At 61.6% G+C, this 16,789-nt stretch carries 14 protein-coding genes; 2 read left to right on the top strand and 12 right to left on the bottom strand.

Annotated elements, in window-relative coordinates:
• Positions 1-269 precede the first annotated feature (269 nt).
• Positions 270-857: an LOG family protein gene (locus ACIPQ1_RS27695; RefSeq protein ID WP_446535104.1), complete on the top strand. Its 588-nt coding sequence runs from the start codon at positions 270-272 to the stop codon at positions 855-857.
• Positions 858-925: 68 nt separating this feature from the next.
• Positions 926-1,111: a hypothetical protein gene (locus ACIPQ1_RS27690; RefSeq protein ID WP_186707843.1), complete on the top strand. Its 186-nt coding sequence runs from the start codon at positions 926-928 to the stop codon at positions 1,109-1,111.
• A 73-nt stretch (positions 1,112-1,184) separates the two neighbouring features.
• Here the strand turns inward: ACIPQ1_RS27690 and ACIPQ1_RS27685 are convergent, their stop codons facing one another.
• The 12 genes from ACIPQ1_RS27685 to rpsF form a co-directional block, all read right to left on the bottom strand.
• Positions 1,185-1,562 carry an NUDIX hydrolase gene (locus ACIPQ1_RS27685; protein WP_446535103.1) on the bottom strand — a complete coding sequence of 126 codons (378 nt, stop codon included), beginning with the start codon at positions 1,560-1,562 and terminating at the stop codon, positions 1,185-1,187.
• A gap of 149 nt (positions 1,563-1,711) precedes the next feature.
• Positions 1,712-2,605 (bottom strand): transglutaminase family protein, encoded by an 894-nt coding sequence (locus ACIPQ1_RS27680; RefSeq protein ID WP_446535102.1) that lies wholly within the window; start codon positions 2,603-2,605, stop codon positions 1,712-1,714.
• Positions 2,605-5,091: a circularly permuted type 2 ATP-grasp protein gene (locus ACIPQ1_RS27675; protein ID WP_186707849.1), complete on the bottom strand. Its 2,487-nt coding sequence runs from the start codon at positions 5,089-5,091 to the stop codon at positions 2,605-2,607. Before ACIPQ1_RS27675 ends, ACIPQ1_RS27680 begins: the two co-directional genes overlap by 1 nt.
• 207 nt (positions 5,092-5,298) lie before the next feature.
• Positions 5,299-8,592, bottom strand: coding sequence for a transglutaminase family protein (locus ACIPQ1_RS27670; protein WP_446535101.1), 3,294 nt, complete (start codon positions 8,590-8,592; stop codon positions 5,299-5,301).
• A gap of 174 nt (positions 8,593-8,766) precedes the next feature.
• On the bottom strand, positions 8,767-9,228 hold the full coding sequence (locus ACIPQ1_RS27665; RefSeq protein WP_434572732.1) for a hypothetical protein: 462 nt from the start codon (positions 9,226-9,228) through the stop codon (positions 8,767-8,769).
• Complete coding sequence (locus tag ACIPQ1_RS27660; protein ID WP_250965606.1) at positions 9,225-10,145, bottom strand: NAD synthetase; 921 nt, start codon at positions 10,143-10,145, stop codon at positions 9,225-9,227. Before ACIPQ1_RS27660 ends, ACIPQ1_RS27665 begins: the two co-directional genes overlap by 4 nt.
• Before the next feature lie 282 nt (positions 10,146-10,427).
• A complete protein-coding gene (locus ACIPQ1_RS27655; RefSeq protein WP_186707857.1) occupies positions 10,428-12,728 on the bottom strand; it encodes a YgiQ family radical SAM protein in 2,301 nt (766 codons plus the stop codon).
• A 251-nt stretch (positions 12,729-12,979) separates the two neighbouring features.
• Positions 12,980-14,377, bottom strand: a complete 1,398-nt coding sequence (gene dnaB / locus ACIPQ1_RS27650; protein ID WP_027911801.1) for a replicative DNA helicase — start codon at positions 14,375-14,377, stop codon at positions 12,980-12,982.
• Between the two features lie 117 nt (positions 14,378-14,494).
• Entirely contained in the window at positions 14,495-14,941 is a 447-nt protein-coding gene (gene rplI, locus ACIPQ1_RS27645) for a 50S ribosomal protein L9 (protein WP_003186385.1), read from the bottom strand.
• An 18-nt stretch (positions 14,942-14,959) separates the two neighbouring features.
• On the bottom strand, positions 14,960-15,853 hold the full coding sequence (locus ACIPQ1_RS27640) for a hypothetical protein (RefSeq protein WP_250962843.1): 894 nt from the start codon (positions 15,851-15,853) through the stop codon (positions 14,960-14,962).
• Between the two features lie 36 nt (positions 15,854-15,889).
• Entirely contained in the window at positions 15,890-16,120 is a 231-nt protein-coding gene (rpsR, locus tag ACIPQ1_RS27635) for a 30S ribosomal protein S18 (RefSeq protein WP_002551829.1), read from the bottom strand.
• Between the two features lie 28 nt (positions 16,121-16,148).
• Entirely contained in the window at positions 16,149-16,577 is a 429-nt protein-coding gene (gene rpsF, locus ACIPQ1_RS27630; protein ID WP_003186395.1) for a 30S ribosomal protein S6, read from the bottom strand.
• Positions 16,578-16,789 lie beyond the last annotated feature (212 nt).

Genomic DNA, 16,789 nt, shown 5'->3' with positions numbered 1-16,789 from the left:
ATGACCTGAGTCAAAGATTGTATACAACTTAAGCCTATCAGCCTGATGGACAGAATCAACCAGCCAGAAGTATGAGACGGCCCTATGATCAGGCCCATCATCTTCTGGAGCGATCATCATGAACGTCAATAGCCTGCTGTGCAGCTTGCTCGCCGCCTACGCCTGCGGTGCCAGCGGTACCTACGAAAAGCCCCGGCGCGAGGTTTAAGTCCTTTGCGCAACACAGGCCAGGCTTTACTCTGGCGCGGTGACTGACCACGGAGTAAAGCATGTCCATCGCGTCTGTTTGTGTATTTTGCGGCGCCAGCACTGGCACCCATCCCGCGTATCGTGAAGCGGCGCAGGCCCTCGGCCGCGCCTTGGCGGAACGAAAACTGACCCTGGTCTACGGCGGCGGGGCCGTCGGCCTGATGGGGATTGTCGCGGATGCGGCCCTGGCGGCCGGCGGCGAAGTCATCGGCATCATCCCGCAAAGCCTGAAGGACAAGGAGATCGGCCACAGCGGCCTGACCCGCCTGGAAGTGGTGGACGGCATGCACGCCCGCAAGGCGCGCATGGCTGAACTCAGCGATGCCTTCATCGCCCTGCCCGGCGGCCTCGGCACGCTGGAGGAGTTGTTCGAAGTCTGGACGTGGGGCCAGCTTGGCTACCACGGCAAACCGCTGGGGCTGCTGGAAGTGAACGGTTTCTACAGCAAGCTCACCGCTTTTCTCGATCATATCGTCGGTGAAGGCTTCGTCCGCGCGCCCCATCGTGACATGCTGCAAGTGAGCGAATCCCCGCAGAACCTGCTCGATGCCTTGGACGAATGGCAACCGTCCGTGCAGCCAAAGTGGGCCGAACAAAAACCCAGCTAACGGCTCGGCCCCGATACAGGGCAGAATATGCGCCGCTCAACCTCACCTTCGACCCCAGAGGATCGCCCATGGCCAAACCCAATTATTCCTTCGCCAAACGTCAGAGAGACTTGGCCAAGGAGCAGAAGAAAGAGGAAAAGCTCCAGCGCAAGAAAGCAACCGCCGATGAAGCAGCACTGAACCCCGACGCCGAGGGTGAAGTGGCGGCAGACGATGATGTCGATGCACCGAAAGATCAGGCCCCCGACGCCTGACTCCCCCAGGGCCCGATGATCCGATCCGGCCCCCCGGTTTTGTGTCCAGGACCGGCAGCCTCGCTGCCGGCCCTCACAACCTCAGCGCCTTGATAATCGACAGGCGATAACCCGCAGGCAGGTTCACCGGCAATTGGTCCGGCGCGAACAGCCCGATCTCCTTGTGCTCATGACTGATGGCCGGCACGAAACCGCCCAGCAACTGGCAGCGGTACGTGGAGATGAAGACGTGCTTGCCGGCAATGACCTCGAACAGGTACGAATCCAGCGGCTCCCCCACGCTCACTTCCACCGCCAGCTCCTCGGCGATCTCCCGTGCCAGGCATTGCGGCGCCGTTTCGCCCAGCTCGATCCGCCCGCCGGGCAGCTCCCACTCATCCCGCTCGTTGAGCATCAGCACAACCAGGCCTTCGGGGGATTGCAGCACGCCTTTGATGGACACCGGGAACATAACGGGACTCGCTGTTAATGAGTGTTTCCTGTGGCGAGGGAGCTTGCTCCCGCTGGGCCGCGTAGCGGCCCCCCAGGTATTTGAGCGGTTGCTGCGCAACCGAGCGGGAGCAAGCTCCCTCGCCACAGGTATTTCACTGGGCAATTGATTCATGACTCCAGCGGCATCACCGTCACCCGCACTTCGGGATCATGCGTACCGCCCCCCAAGATCACCCCGCGCAACGGCGATACATCGGAAAAATCCCGGCCCCAGGCCAAGGTGATGTGTTCCAGCGCCGGCTGTATGTTGTTGGTCGGGTCGAAATCCACCCAACCCAATACCGGGCAATACACCGAGACCCAGGCATGGGACGCATCGGCGCCAATCAGCCGGGGCTGGCCGGGCGGTGGCTGGGTCAGCAGGTAGCCGCTGACGTAACGTGCCGCCAAGCCGCGAGAGCGCACGCAGGCCAGCATCAAGTGGGCGAAGTCCTGGCAAACGCCCCGTCGCCGCTCCAGCACCTCCACCAGCGGCGTCGCCACCTGGGTTGCCTCGGCATCGAAGGTGAATTCCTCGAAGATCTTCTCCATCAACGCTCGAACGCCCACCATCAGCGGTCGCCCGGGCACAAAGCAGCTCTCGGAAAATTCAACGAAGCTGCGCTTGAGGTGCACGTAGGGTGACTCGAAACGGTAACGGCACGCCTCCAGCAATGGCGCCGCCAATGGCCGGCCCGTGTAGGTCAGCGCATTACAAGTCGACTCCCAGGCCGGGGACAGGTTGAAATCCAGCTCGGGGCGGGCCAGCACCTCGACGCTCAGGCGCGCATTGACCAACAGCTCGTCATGGGGCCGCTCGAAGGCCAGGCGGGTCAGCGGATTGCCGAACACATCCTGTTCATCGCGCCGGGCGGTCGGTTCCGGACTGATGTGCAGCTGTTGGTCAGTACAACGCTGCCAATCACAGGCCCGTGGCCATAGATGGGCAAGCTGCTGGGCCAGGGACACCGGGCTGTCGTAGTGGTAATGGGTGTCGTGGAGAATCTGGTAACGGGCGTTCATCAGACGGACACCGTGCGTTGGCTGACATCATCGACATGGGCGAAATGACGCAAGGCCAGGCGATCGGACACCTGGCCGCTGACATCGGCCACTTCCTGCAACAGGTCGGCCAGCCCATCGAGTGCGGCGCGCAGGCTGGCTTCACCGAACAAGGGGTTCTCCAGGCAACGCAGGTCAAAGCGCGACAGGCGTGCGACCAACTCCGGCAAGGCGGTTTCCCGGGGCGCGGCGAAATCATCGTTCAAGCGCTTGAGGGTGCGGGTCACCAGTTTCAACTGGAAAAGCACCGCATGGGGGTTCTGTTCGTCCAGCAGCAGCAAGTCCAGCACCGGAATCAACTGGGCCACCGCCAAATAGCGCGAGCGGTAGGTGATGCTGCTGTTACCCAGTTCCAGCAACCACTCCAGCCCGGCCTGGTCGAAGACCGCATCGCTGCGCAGGAACGCCGCCAGGCTGCTGCTGAGAAACTGCAGGCGCTCCAGGCGCCGACCGATCATCAGGAAGCGCCAGCCTTCGTCGCGGGTCATGTCGTCCAGGGCGAAGCCGGACAGCGCCGCCAGGGACATCACCAACCGATTGAGGAAGTCCAGCAACTCGCCGAAATCCGCTTCCTCGGTTTCCAGCTCCATGGCTTCGCGCTGCAACTCCACCAGCGCCTGCCAGTTCTCCCGGGACAGCTTGCCGCGCACCTGCGAGGCGGCCCACTGCAAACGCTGGAGGTTGGAACGCAGGCTGAACGACCAGTCGTCCCCCAGCAGCGCCGCCAGCAAACGCTCGGGCAGCTCACCCTCTTCGGGCAGCAGCATCAGGCTTTCGCCCAAGGCCACCGCCGATTCCAAGGCCTGCGGATCATCGCCGTCGACATAACGCGCCAGCATGATCCGCAGCAACCGCGCGCTGCCATCGCAACGCTCGCAGTAGCGGCCGAACCAGAACAGGTTTTCCACCACCCGCGAAGGCAGGTACGGATCACGTCGAACCAGGTCATGAACCCCTACGGTTCGCTGGGCCTTCCATTGTTCACCGCCGGGGGCCTGTTCACTCAGCACCCAGGTGTCCTTGCTGGCGCCGCCGCGCTGCATCGACACCACTTCGGCGTCGGCCTCGGCGGCCACCCGGGTCAGGCCACCCGGCAGGACCCGATAATCGTCTTTCCCGGACACGGCATACATGCGCATGCCGATTGCCCTCGGCTGGATCTGGCCATCTTCGGCCTGCCACACCGGCGCCTGGGACAGCTGCGCCAGTTCCTGGGCGACATAGGCATAGGGCCGTGCCTGCATGCGCGCCGCCAGTTGGGCGCGCTGCGCCTCGCTCAGGTCGCGACCGAACACCGGGCTGAAACTCTGGGAAGGAAACGCCGGCTTGATCAACAAGTGCGGCAATTTTTCCAGGGCCTGGGCCAGCACCGGCGGCTCGCCGCACCACCAGGTGGCGATGGACGGCAGCAGCAGTTCTTCGCCGAACAGATACTGGTTGATCTTCGGCAGGAACCCCAGCAGGCCCGGCGACTCCAGCACGCCACTGCCCAGGGCGTTGGCTACCAGCACCCGGCCCTGGCGCACCGCTTCGAGCAAGCCCGGCACGCCGAGGGCCGAATCAGTGCGCAGCTCCAAGGGGTCGCAGAAATCGTCGTCGAGCCGGCGCATGATGGCGTGGACCCGGCGCAGGCCGCTGAGGGTCTTGAGATAGACCGTGGCGTCGCGGACGGTCAGGTCGCCGCCCTCCACCAGCGGATAGCCCAGTTGGCGCGCCAGGTAAAGATGCTCGAAATAGCTTTCGTTGAACCGCCCCGGTGTCAACAGCACCACCAGCGGCGACTCGCCGTCGCTGGGCGCCTGTCGCGCCAGAGTTTCCTGCAAGGTGCGGAAAAAACCGGACAGGTGCCGCACCTTGAGGTCGCGGTACAAGTCGGGGAAGGCGCGGGAAACGATCGTGCGATTTTCCAGCGCGTACCCGGCCCCCGAAGGCGCCTGGGTCCGGTCCGCCGTGACCCACCAGCGACCATCGGGCGTGCGTGCCAGATCCACCGCGTACAAGTGCAGGAAGCTGCCGTCCGGCGGCGCGATGCCCTGGCAAGGCCAGAGGAAATTGTTGTGCCCGAAGACCAACTCCGCCGGCAACAACCCTTCACTGATCAGCCGCTGCGGCCCATACAGGTCGGCCAGCACCGCATTGAGCAGTCGCGCACGCTGGGCAATCCCAGCTTGCAGATGCTTCCATTCCTGCGGGTCGATCACGTGGGGCAGCAGGTCCAGTTCCCATGGCCGGTCGGCGCCTTTCGGATCGGCGTAGACGTTGTAGGTCACGCCGTTTTCCTGGATCTGCCGGGCCAGCAGGGCCTGACGCTGCAACAGCTGGGCCGGCGTGCTGCGCTGCAGCTGGTCGAACAGCCGCCGCCAGTGCGCACGCACCGCACCGCTGTCGTCCAGCAATTCGTGATAGGTGCCCGTCGTCAGCGGGTAACGGTCAAGCAGGTCAGGCATGGAAAGCTCGGCAGACAGCAATGAAAGGTGAGACTAGCGCAAGCGCATGACGCCCGGATAGGTGTGTTTGTGTTGGATCCGACCTGGGCTTTGAGACTGCAATCAATGTGGCGAGGGAGCTTGCTCCCGCTGGGTTGCGCAGCAGCCCCAAGATTTTACGGTCGCTGCGCAACCGAGCGGGAGCAAGCTCCCTCGCCACGGGTTTATTTATTTTTTTGAGGCCCCCTGAAATCGTCGCAGATCGAGCGTGAGCGGAAACTCGTCATCCACCGCCAGGCTCGGTATCGGCAGTTTCCCCGGCGTATGGCCGAGCCGGAAGAAGCGCGCCATCCGCCGGCTCTCAGCCTCGTTGGCATTCACCGGCAAGCTGTCATAGTTGCGCCCGCCCGGATGGGCCACGTGATACTGGCAGCCGCCCACGGAACGTTGCATCCAGGTGTCGAGCACGTCGAAAACCAACGGCGCATGCACCGGGATGGTCGGTTGCAGGCAGTTGGCCGGTTGCCAGGCGCGGAACCGCACCCCGGCGACGAACTCGCCGACCCGACCGGTCGGTTGCAACGGCACCGCAACACCGTTGCAGGTCAGCAGATAGCGTTGCGGCGCCAGACCGCTGAGCTTGACCTGCAAACGCTCCAGGGACGAATCCACATAACGCACGGTACCGCCCACCGCGCCCTCTTCTCCCAGCACATGCCAAGGTTCCAGGGCTTGGCGCAACTGCAGCTCGATACCGTTGACCGCGTAATCGCCCACCTTGGGAAAACGGAACTCCAGGTGCGCGGCGAACCACTCGGCCCGCAGCGGGTAGCCGACGGCGTTCAGTTCGTGGATGACGTCGGCAAAATCCTGCTCGATAAAGTGCGGCAACAGGAAACGGTCATGCAGCTCGGTGCCCCAACGCGCCAGTTTCGCCGGCGCATACGGCTCGCGCCAGAACCGCGCCACCAGCGCCCGCAGCAGTAACTGCTGGGCCAGGCTCATGCGGGCGTGGGGCGGCATCTCGAAGGCACGCAACTCCAACAGGCCGAGACGCCCGGTGGCGCCGTCCGGTGAATAGAGCTTGTCGACGCAGAATTCGGCACGGTGGGTGTTGCCGGTCACGTCGATCAACAGGTTGCGCAGCAAGCGGTCCACCAACCACGGCGGGCATTCCTCGCCGGGCTGGGGCATTTGCGCGAAGGCGATTTCCAGTTCGTACAACGCGTCGTTGCGCGCCTCGTCCACGCGGGGCGCCTGGGACGTCGGGCCGATGAACAATCCGGAAAACAAGTAGGACAACGACGGGTGGTTATGCCAGTAACTGATCAGGCTGCGCAGCAGATCGGGACGCCGCAGGAACGGTGAATCCGCCGGTGTCGCGCCACCCAGTACGAAATGGTTACCGCCACCGGTGCCGGTGTGTCGGCCATCGATCATGAATTTCTCGGTGGTCAACCGGGTCTGTCGCGCTTCTTCGTACAAAAATTCAGTGCGCTCGACCAGCTCATCCCAGCTTGCCGAGGGCTGCACGTTGACCTCGATCACACCTGGGTCGGGGGTGATGCGGAAATTGCTCAGGCGCGGGTCGCTTGGCGGCTCGTAGCCCTCCAACAGCACCGGACAGTGCAGCTCCTCAGCCGTCGCCTCGATGGCACTGACCAGCTCCAGGTAATCCTCGACCCGCTCCAGCGGCGGCATGAACAAGTACAGCCGGCCTTCGCGGGCCTCGGCACAGAAGGCGGTGCGGGTCAGCCAGTCGGCGGATTTGTCGATCTCCGGGACACGCTCCTGCTCAGCCGCCGACTCGCCGTGACGCGCCAACTGCTCGGTGCCGGGCAGTTCGGGCAAGTCCTGGTTCGGGTCGGTGGGGTGGATGAACGGGTACTCGGCCGCTGTCACCCAAGGTTGGGACGCCAGCGGCAAGCGATAGCCCAGGGGCGAATCCCCCGGCACCAGGCGACAGTGGTTGTCCCGCAGGTACCAGCGACCGCTTTGCCATTGATCGCCCTTGGCGGTGCGGGCCAACGGCAGGACCTGGCCGATGACCTTGTCCAGGCCCTGGCTGAAGACCTTGCGCAACCGCGCCCGCTCCAAGACATCCTCCAGGCGCGGGTCTTCGGCCGTGACGTTCGACGGCAACGCACCTTCGCGCCAGAGGTAATAGAAATTGTCTTCGTAGGCCGGGAACACGAACCGCGCAGGAATTTTCAAACGCTCGGCAACGCTTGCCAGGAAGCGTCCTGCCAGTTCGCCATCGGCGCCGTAATCTTGCTGCTCGTCGGCGATCAACGCGCTGTTGTGCCAGATCGGCACCCCGTCGCGCCGCCAATAACAATTCAGCGACCAACGCGGCAATTGCTCGCCGGGGTACCACTTGCCCTGGCCGAAATGCACCAACCCCTTGGGCGCGTAGTGGTTGCGCATGCGCTGGAACAGCTCGGCGGAGAGCCGGCGCTTGTCCGGCCCAAGTGCCGCGGTGTTCCACTCGGCGCCGTCCGGGTCATCGATGGAGACAAAGGTCGGTTCGCCCCCCATGGTCAGGCGCACGTCGCCCTCCAGCAGGTCGGCATCGATCTGCCGCCCCAGGGCCTGGATCGCCAGCCATTGCGCATCGGTGTAAGGCTTGGTTACCCGCGGCGCTTCCCAGACCCGCTCGACGGACATTTCGTGGCTGAACTCGCACTCGCACGGTTCCACCAAGCCGCTGATCGGTGCCGCCGAGGACGGATCGGGACTACAGGCCAACGGGATATGGCCTTCACCGGCGAACAACCCAGAGGTCGCATCCAGGCCGATCCAGCCGGCACCGGGCAGGTAGACCTCGCACCAGGCATGCAGGTCGGTGAAATCCACGTCGGTGCCGGACGGGCCATCGAGGCTCTTCACGTCGGCGGTCAACTGGATCAGGTAACCGGAGACAAACCGCGCGGCCAAGCCGAGGTTTCGCAGCAACTGGACCAACAGCCAGGCCGAGTCGCGGCACGAGCCGGACGCGTGCTCAAGGGTGTGCTCCGGGGTCTGGACACCGGGCTCCATGCGGATCAGGTAGTTGATGTCTTCGCTCAGGCGCTGGTTGAGCGCCACCAGGAAATCCACCGCCGGCAATGGCGTGCGGTCGATGCCCTCCAGATAGGCCTGGAACTTCGGCGTCAATGGCAGGGTTTCCAGGTAAGGCGCCAGCTCCTTGCGTTCGTCAGCCGCGTAGGCGAACGGAATCTTCTCGGCGTAGGGCTCGAGGAAGAAGTCGAACGGATTGAACACCGCCATTTCCGCCTGCAGGTCGACTTCGATCCGCATCTCCCGGGTTTTCTCGGGAAACACCAACCGCGCCAGGTAATTGCCCTGGGGGTCCTGCTGCCAGTTGATGAAATGCTGCTCGGGCGAAACCTTCAGCGCATAGGAAAGGATCCGCGTGCGGCTGTGGGCCGCCGGGCGCAGGCGAACGATCTGCGGGCCGAGTTCGACCGCGCGGTCGTAGCGGTAATGCGTGACGTGATGCAATGCGACATGGATCGACACGACGTGCCTCCTGCGAGCCTGAGCGGTAACGAAAGCGGCGCAAGACTTATGCCATGCAGGCAGGCCGGACACTTTCTTTGTCTACTCAAGGCAGTAGAGCACTAAAAACGCGCGATGCCCGAATTCATCTGCAACGCAATGCACATAAATGCGGCGCTGGCCGTGCGAATCGACTCAACGGCGCGGGCGTGGGGCCTTGGCGGCCTGGATGATGAGTTCGCGCTGACGGCGGACTTCTACCAGTTTGCCGCGCATCTCCCGGTGGCGTCTGCTGTTGAGCAGCAGCAACGCAAGCAACGGGAACAGCAGGCTCAAACTGTAAATCAACCTATCAGGCCGATAAGCGATCGTGGGCAGGACGCCAAAAAAACACAGCCCCAAGACTCCAACCATCGGCCACATCCAAACGGGGCGCCCACGAGCAATCATGAAGTTGCAATGCACGATGACAAGCGTAAGCGCGACGCCCCCAAAAAAAGACCACTTCACGTTATCCGCCAATGAAAGATCTTGAAAATAACTTTCAAAAAAAAGGGGAACAGCAAAAACCAGAGCGAAGACCGACGCAAATATCGCGCCCATGAAGACCGGAAAATATTGGATGAGAAAAACCCGAACACTGGGCTGTCCATTCATTCTTCGATCTCCTCGTACAACCCCACTGCAATGGTCCGGACATTCCCGGAAATCGCGCTTCCAGTGAAGCCGATGGCGGCTCCCAGGGCATCCCGAATCTGTGTGACGGTGGCATGCCTGACTTGAGTGGGCGTAAAGCGCTTGGGTAGCTCGCCAGACAACTGCTTGAGTTTGAGCAGTTTGGAGGTCAGGCGAGGGTCTTGGATACTCAGCAATTCTTTGGTCAGTTTTGCTCGCTCCTGTCGGTTCAGACCCCGGAGCACCTCCCTCACACTTTTGCCCGTGGCAGCTTTATTCAACCTGACCAGTTTGAGAGTCGTCAGCGACGATGCCCCGACCCCAACCAACGCCGCAGCATCCAGCACAATCATGGTGTTCTGGTACCAGGCCTCACTGTCGAGCTGATCGTTTAGTGCCGGGTTACTGATTTCATTGCGCATGCGATAACCGCTCGCAAAACATTGCGCAGTGCTGGCCGCGGCGGCGGTATAACCCAACACAGCGATCGCGGTGCTGGCCCCTGCTGAAAATGGGATAGCTACAGAACCGCTGAGGACCACGACCCAACCGATAACGGCCCCCGCGCACGACAAGGACGTATTGATCGCTTCGCCGACCAATCGCGATTCCCGTGGATTGTCCTGGACCTGCTGAGCGAACTGAGCCGGCGCGATGTATTTCTGCGCCTCGCGCAAAATGATCCGCTTGGGCTTGATGCTGCAGATCGGCTTGAACTCACGCAGGGTCACTACATTGAACTCGGCGTCGATATACACCACGCCTGCACCGACGATACTCGGATCGGCATCAATGGAGGCAAACAGGCGTGGCAGGTTGATTTGGCTTTCAATGCGGCGGCGGGCCATCATTTGGGAGATGCTGTTGTCCATGCCGATGCCGGGTAACGGAGTGCTCATATGAATCGTCCTTGAGAATCGGAAAAAGTAAGTCTTTATCCACACACAATACTGTGGCGAGGGAGCTTGCTCCCGCTCGGCGGCGAAGCCGTCGTAAACCGGGCGGCACGGTCTAGCTGGAAACCTTGTATGGGATTGTTTGGGGCCGCTTCGCAGCCCAGCGGGAGCAAGCTCCCTCGCCACAAAGGCTATGCGGGCGCCACGATAACAAACGGCCAGCACCGCCGCTAGAAAGCAAAACGCCAGCACTCAAGGCTGGCGTTTTGCGAGGCGGCAGGGCGATCAGCGCGGCACGACGGGCTTGCGCGCTGGTTTCGGTCCCTTGCCCTTGGCGGCATCCTTGCGTTCCTTGGCGGCTTGCTGGTTGCGGGCGAATGCCGCGGCCTTGGCCTGCTCGCGCTTGTCCCATGGGTTGCCACCGTCGCTGGCCCGCGGCGGCAGGCCGGTGTGCTGGGTCAGGATCTTGGTGGTTTCCTTGCCCACCTTGTGGCTACCAGCTGGCGTCGAGTTCTTGCGACGGGCGCTCTGGTAGCTGTCGGTGGCCGGCTGGTGCAACGGAATCAACTGGTTCTTGCCCGGTCCGATCAGGTCGGCGCGGCCCATGCGGGTCAGCGCTTCGCGCAGCATCGGCCAGCCTTTCGGGTCGTGATACCGCAGGAAAGCCTTGTGCAGGCGGCGCTGCTCCTCGCTCTTGACGATGGTCACCCCGTCGCTCTTGTAGGTGACCTTGCGCAGCGGATTCTTGCCCGAGTGATACATGGCGGTGGCGGTGGCCATCGGCGACGGATAGAACGCCTGCACCTGGTCGGCCCGGAAGCCGTTGCCCTTGAGCCACAGCGCCAGGTTCATCATGTCTTCGTCGGTGGTGCCCGGGTGGGCGGCGATGAAGTACGGAATCAGGTACTGCTCTTTCCCGGCTTCCTTGGTGTACTTCTCGAACATCCGCTTGAACTTGTCATAGCTGCCGATGCCCGGCTTCATCATCTGGTTGAGCGGACCTTCCTCGGTGTGTTCCGGGGCGATCTTCAGGTAACCGCCGACGTGGTGGGTCACCAGCTCCTTGACGTATTCCGGCGACTCGACCGCCAGGTCGTAGCGCAGGCCAGAAGCGATCAGGATCTTCTTCACCCCAGGCAAGGCCCGGGCGCTGCGGTACAGCTGGATCAGCGAAGAATGGTCGGTATTGAGGTTAGGGCAGATGCCAGGGAACACACAGGACGGCTTGCGACACGCGGATTCGATTTCCGGGCTCTTGCAGGCAATGCGGTACATGTTCGCGGTCGGCCCGCCGAGGTCGGAAATCACCCCAGTGAAACCTGGAACCTTGTCGCGGATCTCTTCGATCTCGCGAATGATCGACTCTTCGGAACGGTTCTGGATGATCCGGCCTTCGTGCTCGGTGATCGAGCAGAAGGTGCAGCCACCAAAGCAACCGCGCATGATGTTCACCGAGAAACGGATCATCTCGTAGGCCGGGATCTTTTCCTTGCCGTACGCCGGATGGGGAACACGTGCGTAAGGCATGCCAAACACGTAGTCCATTTCTTCAGTGGTCATCGGAATGGGCGGCGGGTTGAACCAGACATCGACTTCGCCGTGCTTCTGCACCAGCGCACGGGCGTTGCCCGGGTTGGTTTCCAGGTGCAGCACGCGGTTGGCGTGGGCGTAGAGCACCGCGTCGCCACGGACCTTTTCCACCGATGGCAGGCGAATCACGGTCTTGTCGCGGGTCATTTTCGGGCTCGCCAGGATCTGCACGACCTTGGCTTCGCTCGGGTCTTCAACCGGACCCTTCTCTTGCTCGATGGCGCAGGCTGCGGTGTCCTGGGTATTCACGTACGGGTTGATGATCTTGTCGATCTTGCCCGGGCGGTCGATGCGCGTGGAGTCGACTTCGTACCAGCCTTGCGGCGTGTCACGACGGATAAACGCAGTGCCGCGCACATCGGTGATGTCTTCGATCTTGTGGCCATAGGACAGGCGCTGGGCGACTTCGACAATCGCCCGCTCGGCGTTACCGTAGAGCAGGATGTCGGCGCAGGCGTCGATCAGGATCGAGTTGCGCACCCGGTCCTGCCAGTAATCGTAGTGAGCGATGCGGCGCAGGGACGCTTCGATGCCGCCGAGCACGATCGGTACATGCTTGTAGGCTTCCTTGCAGCGCTGGCTGTAGACCAGGCTCGCACGGTCCGGCCGCTTGCCCGCCAAACCACCCGGGGTGTAGGCGTCGTCGGAGCGGATTTTCTTGTCGGCGGTGTAGCGGTTGATCATCGAGTCCATGTTGCCGGCCGCGACACCGAAAAACAGGTTGGGCTCGCCAAGCTTCATGAAGTCGTCTTTGGACTGCCAGTTTGGCTGGGCAATGATCCCGACACGGAAGCCCTGGGCTTCCAGCAGACGGCCAATGATCGCCATGCCGAACGACGGGTGATCGACGTAGGCATCACCGGTCACGATGATGATGTCGCACGAATCCCAGCCGAGCTGATCCATCTCCTCCCTGCTCATGGGCAGGAACGGCGCCGGGCCGAAACATTCGGCCCAGTACTTGGGATAGTCAAATAACGGCTTGGCTGCTTGCATGTCGATGACCGGTATAAAGGATGAAAAATCGCGGGCGCGGAATATAGCACAAAATTTGATCAATTCCGACGGCTATGGTCGGAAATTAGTGGCGCACTGCAAACCCAATGTGGGAGCGAGCTTGCTCGCGAAGGGGCCAGCCCATTCAATGCATGTGCCGACAGTTACACCGCTATCGCGAGCAAGCTCGCTCCCACAGGAGAAGCACACCCTTTTGGGAAAGGGGTTAGCCTCATGAAATGCCGAACAGGTTATTCGTCATCATCAAAATTGTAGCTACCCGGCGCCAGGTTTTCGAAACGCGTGTATTTGCCGATGAACGCCAGGCGGATAAAGCCGATCGGGCCGTTCCGCTGCTTGCCGATGATGATTTCGGCGATGCCCTTGTGTTCGGTCTCGGGGTGATACACCTCGTCCCGGTAGACGAACATGATCACGTCGGCGTCCTGCTCGATCGCTCCGGATTCCCGCAAGTCGGAGTTCACCGGACGTTTGTTGGGACGCTGTTCCAGGGAACGGTTCAACTGGGACAGGGCCACCACCGGGCAGTTGAATTCCTTGGCCAGGGCCTTGAGGGAACGGGAGATCTCGGAAATCTCGTTGGTCCGGTTGTCACCGCTGGAACCGGGGATCTGCATCAACTGCAGGTAGTCGATCATGATCAGCGCAATGTCGCCGTGCTCACGCACCAGGCGCCGGGTCCGGGCACGCATTTCCGACGGGCTGATGCCCGCCGTATCATCGATGAACAGCTTGCGGTCGTTGAGCAGGTTGACCGCCGAGGTGAGGCGCGGCCAGTCGTCGTCTTCCAGTTGGCCGGAACGGACCTTGGTCTGGTCGATACGCCCCAGGGACGAGAGCATACGCATGATCAGCGATTCGCCTGGCATTTCGAGGGAGTACACCAGCACCGCCTTGTCGCTGCGCAGCACGGCGTTTTCCACCAGGTTCATCGCAAAGGTGGTCTTACCCATGGACGGTCGGCCGGCGACGATGATCAGGTCGGACGGTTGCAGGCCGCTGGTCTTCTCGTCGAGGTCGGTGTAACCGGTGGACAGGCCGGTGATGGCGTTGTCGGTGTTGAACAAGGTGTCGATGCGGTCGATGGCCTTGGTCAGCAGGTCGTTGACGCTCACCGGGCCGCCGGTTTTCGGCCGGGCCTCGGCGATCTGGAAGATCTGCCGCTCGGCTTCGTCAAGGATCTCGGCGGCGGTGCGGCCTTCCGGGTTGAAGGCGCTGTCGGCGATCTCGGTGCTGATGCCGATCAACTGGCGCAAGGTCGCCCGCTCGCGCACGATCTGGGCATAAGCCTTGATGTTGGCGACCGACGGCGTGTTTTTCGCCAGTTCACCCAGGTAACCCAGGCCGCCGACCTGGGACGTCTGCCCTTCCTTGTCCAATTGCTCGGCCAGGGTCACGACGTCGATCGGCATGTTCTGATCGGCCAGACGGGCGATCGCACGGAAAATCAGGCGGTGGTCATGCCGGTAGAAATCGCCATCGGAGACTTGATCGAGCACACGTTCCCAGGCGTTGTTATCCAACATCAGGCCGCCCAGCACGGCCTGTTCGGCCTCGATGGAATGCGGAGGCACCTTCAGGGCAGCGGTTTGCAGATCGTATTGCTCGGGGGCGGTGATTTCGTTCATGGCCACGTCTGGTTATGAAAATCAGGAATTGCAGAAAGACAAAGGGCACGACCTGTAAACAGGATCGTGCCCGATGTTACCGGCAAGCACCCGAGGGTGCCAGCCGACAGGTGTTGCTTAGGCTGCTACCACGACAACGCGTACGGTGGCTTCAACTTCGGCGTGCAGGTGCACGGCTACGTCGAATTCACCTACGTTGCGGATGGTGCCGTTCGGCAGACGAACTTCGCTTTTCGCAACTTCAACGCCGGAGGCGGTCAGTGCGTCAGCGATGTCGTGAGTACCGATCGAACCGAACAGCTTGCCTTCGTCGCCAGCGGTGGCAGTGATGGTCACTTCCAGCTCGGCCAGTTGGGCAGCACGGCTTTCAGCCGATGCTTTACGGTCTGCGGCGGCTTTTTCCAGCTCAGCGCGACGCTCTTCGAACGCAGCCAGGTTGGCAGCGGTCGCAGCGGTGGCTTTGCCGAAAGGCAGCAGGTAGTTACGACCGTAGCCGGCCTTAACGTTTACTTTATCGCCCAGGTTGCCCAGGTTGGCGATTTTTTCCAGAAGGATCAGTTGCATGTGAAAATCCTCTAACTTTTAACCTTCACCGTTCGCGTTGTCGGCGTCTTTCGGCGCCATACGACCGCGAAAATCAATCAGGCTGTCGACGATGGCCAAGACCACCAGCAACGGATAGATCAGCTGCATGAACAGCAACAACGTGACGTACAACCCCACCAGCCAGAACCTGGCCAGTCGCTTTTGCGCCACCAGCCCGTGAATCAGGGCCAGGGCGGCAAAGACCAGCGGTACACTGCACAACGGCGTGAGCATCGCCATCTGCGGACCGAAGTTCGGCCCCAGAAGCATGCCCGCCAACAGCAACATCGCCAGCCCAAGCGGGAAACGGATGGCGCGAAACTCGCGACCAAAACCACCCGGGTTGTACAACAACGCCTGCCAGTAGCGCCCGATAATCAGGCTCAGCACACTGACGATTTGCAACAAGGCCGCAATCAGTCCGGTCAGGACGGGGGCGATCAGGGACGCGAAACGCGCCTGCTCTTCTACCGACATCTGCTGGTAGAGATCACCGAGCGCCTCGGGCAGGATTTTTATCAAAGCCTGCGACAGCATCTCGATCTGGGGTGCGAAAGCCACCCCGAGCACCACTGAAAACACCACGCCTATCGCTATGCTGACCAGCAGCACGCGGTTCCAGGATTCGCTAGCGCGCAACACCAACGCCAGCGCCGAAGTCCCCAGCAGTACCATGACTGCACGCGGGTCCGCGGAATACAGCCACCAGAGCAAGGCCGGCAGCAGTCCCAGAGCAAGAACGCCCAAGGCGTCCCTCAATCCGCGCCGCAGGAGTACAAGACTCCCGGCGGCAGCACCCAACCAATACAACAACGGCAATGCCGCGCATCCAGCCACTACCAGAGTGGCCTGCATACGACCGCGCATGATGAACTCAGCTAAGGCGCGCATGCATTCAATCCCTTACTACTCGTCGACTGCCTGGTCTCAGCGGCCGTGGCTGTCGGTGTAGGCCAGCAGGGCCAGGAAGCGGGCGCGCTTGATAGCGGTGGCCAGCTGACGCTGATAACGAGCTTTGGTACCGGTGATACGGCTTGGAACGATTTTGCCGGTCTCGGATACGTAGGCTTTCAGAGTGTTGAGATCTTTGTAATCGATCTCTTTCACGTCTTCAGCGGTGAAGCGGCAGAATTTACGACGACGGAAGAAACGTGCCATGTGATTGGCTCCTTAAAAGGTCCGTGGATTACTCGTCAGCGTTATCGCTGTTGTCGCTGTCGCTATCGCTGTCATCGCCATCGGCGCTGTCAGAGTGCTCAGGACGGTCGCGACGCTCACGGCGCTCACTGCGGTTTTCTTCAGCCTTGAGCATCTCGGATTGGCCAGTAACGGCTTCTTCGCGACGGATGACCAGGTTACGGATCACTGCATCGTTGTAGCGGAAGTTGTCTTCCAGCTCGGCCAGGGCCTTGCCAGTGCACTCAACGTTCAGCATCACGTAGTGAGCCTTGTGAACATTGTTGATTGCGTAGGCCAGTTGACGACGGCCCCAATCTTCCAGACGGTGGATTTTGCCGCCGTCTTCTTCGATCAGCTTGGTGTAACGCTCAACCATGCCGCCGACTTGCTCGCTTTGATCCGGGTGGACCAAAAAGATGATTTCGTAATGACGCATGAATGCTCCTTACGGGTTGTAGCCTGCCGCTCAAAAACGGTCAGACAAGGAGTGAATGACACTTATGGACTTGAGGACGCTAGACACATAAGTGCCTGCCATCACAGCAAGGGGCGCAATTGTAGAGAAGGGGCGAAGGCGGCGCAAGGCAATTGGCGATTATTTGAACAACCGCTGATTTCCACCTCAACACAAAACAATGTGGGAGCGGG

The sequence above is a fragment of the Pseudomonas sp. LARHCG127 genome, assembly GCF_052871455.1.
Note: the sequence above shows the minus strand (reverse complement) of the source record. Positions and strands in the feature narration are given on the sequence as shown.

What these genes read in the sequence shown, in the direction of transcription:
- ACIPQ1_RS27660 (WP_250965606.1), bottom strand. Translation starts at nt 10,145, where the DNA reads ATGAGCACTCCGTTACCCGGCATCGGCATGGACAACAGCATCTCCCAA.
- ACIPQ1_RS27665 (WP_434572732.1), bottom strand. Translation starts at nt 9,228, where the DNA reads ATGAATGGACAGCCCAGTGTTCGGGTTTTTCTCATCCAATATTTTCCG.
- ACIPQ1_RS27695 (WP_446535104.1), top strand. Translation starts at nt 270, where the DNA reads ATGTCCATCGCGTCTGTTTGTGTATTTTGCGGCGCCAGCACTGGCACC.
- ACIPQ1_RS27680 (WP_446535102.1), bottom strand. Translation starts at nt 2,605, where the DNA reads ATGAACGCCCGTTACCAGATTCTCCACGACACCCATTACCACTACGAC.
- ACIPQ1_RS27675 (WP_186707849.1), bottom strand. Translation starts at nt 5,091, where the DNA reads ATGCCTGACCTGCTTGACCGTTACCCGCTGACGACGGGCACCTATCAC.
- ACIPQ1_RS27640 (WP_250962843.1), bottom strand. Translation starts at nt 15,853, where the DNA reads ATGCGCGCCTTAGCTGAGTTCATCATGCGCGGTCGTATGCAGGCCACT.
- ACIPQ1_RS27685 (WP_446535103.1), bottom strand. Translation starts at nt 1,562, where the DNA reads ATGTTCCCGGTGTCCATCAAAGGCGTGCTGCAATCCCCCGAAGGCCTG.
- rpsF (WP_003186395.1), bottom strand. Translation starts at nt 16,577, where the DNA reads ATGCGTCATTACGAAATCATCTTTTTGGTCCACCCGGATCAAAGCGAG.
- ACIPQ1_RS27690 (WP_186707843.1), top strand. Translation starts at nt 926, where the DNA reads ATGGCCAAACCCAATTATTCCTTCGCCAAACGTCAGAGAGACTTGGCC.
- dnaB (WP_027911801.1), bottom strand. Translation starts at nt 14,377, where the DNA reads ATGAACGAAATCACCGCCCCCGAGCAATACGATCTGCAAACCGCTGCC.
- rplI (WP_003186385.1), bottom strand. Translation starts at nt 14,941, where the DNA reads ATGCAACTGATCCTTCTGGAAAAAATCGCCAACCTGGGCAACCTGGGC.
- rpsR (WP_002551829.1), bottom strand. Translation starts at nt 16,120, where the DNA reads ATGGCACGTTTCTTCCGTCGTCGTAAATTCTGCCGCTTCACCGCTGAA.
- ACIPQ1_RS27655 (WP_186707857.1), bottom strand. Translation starts at nt 12,728, where the DNA reads ATGCAAGCAGCCAAGCCGTTATTTGACTATCCCAAGTACTGGGCCGAA.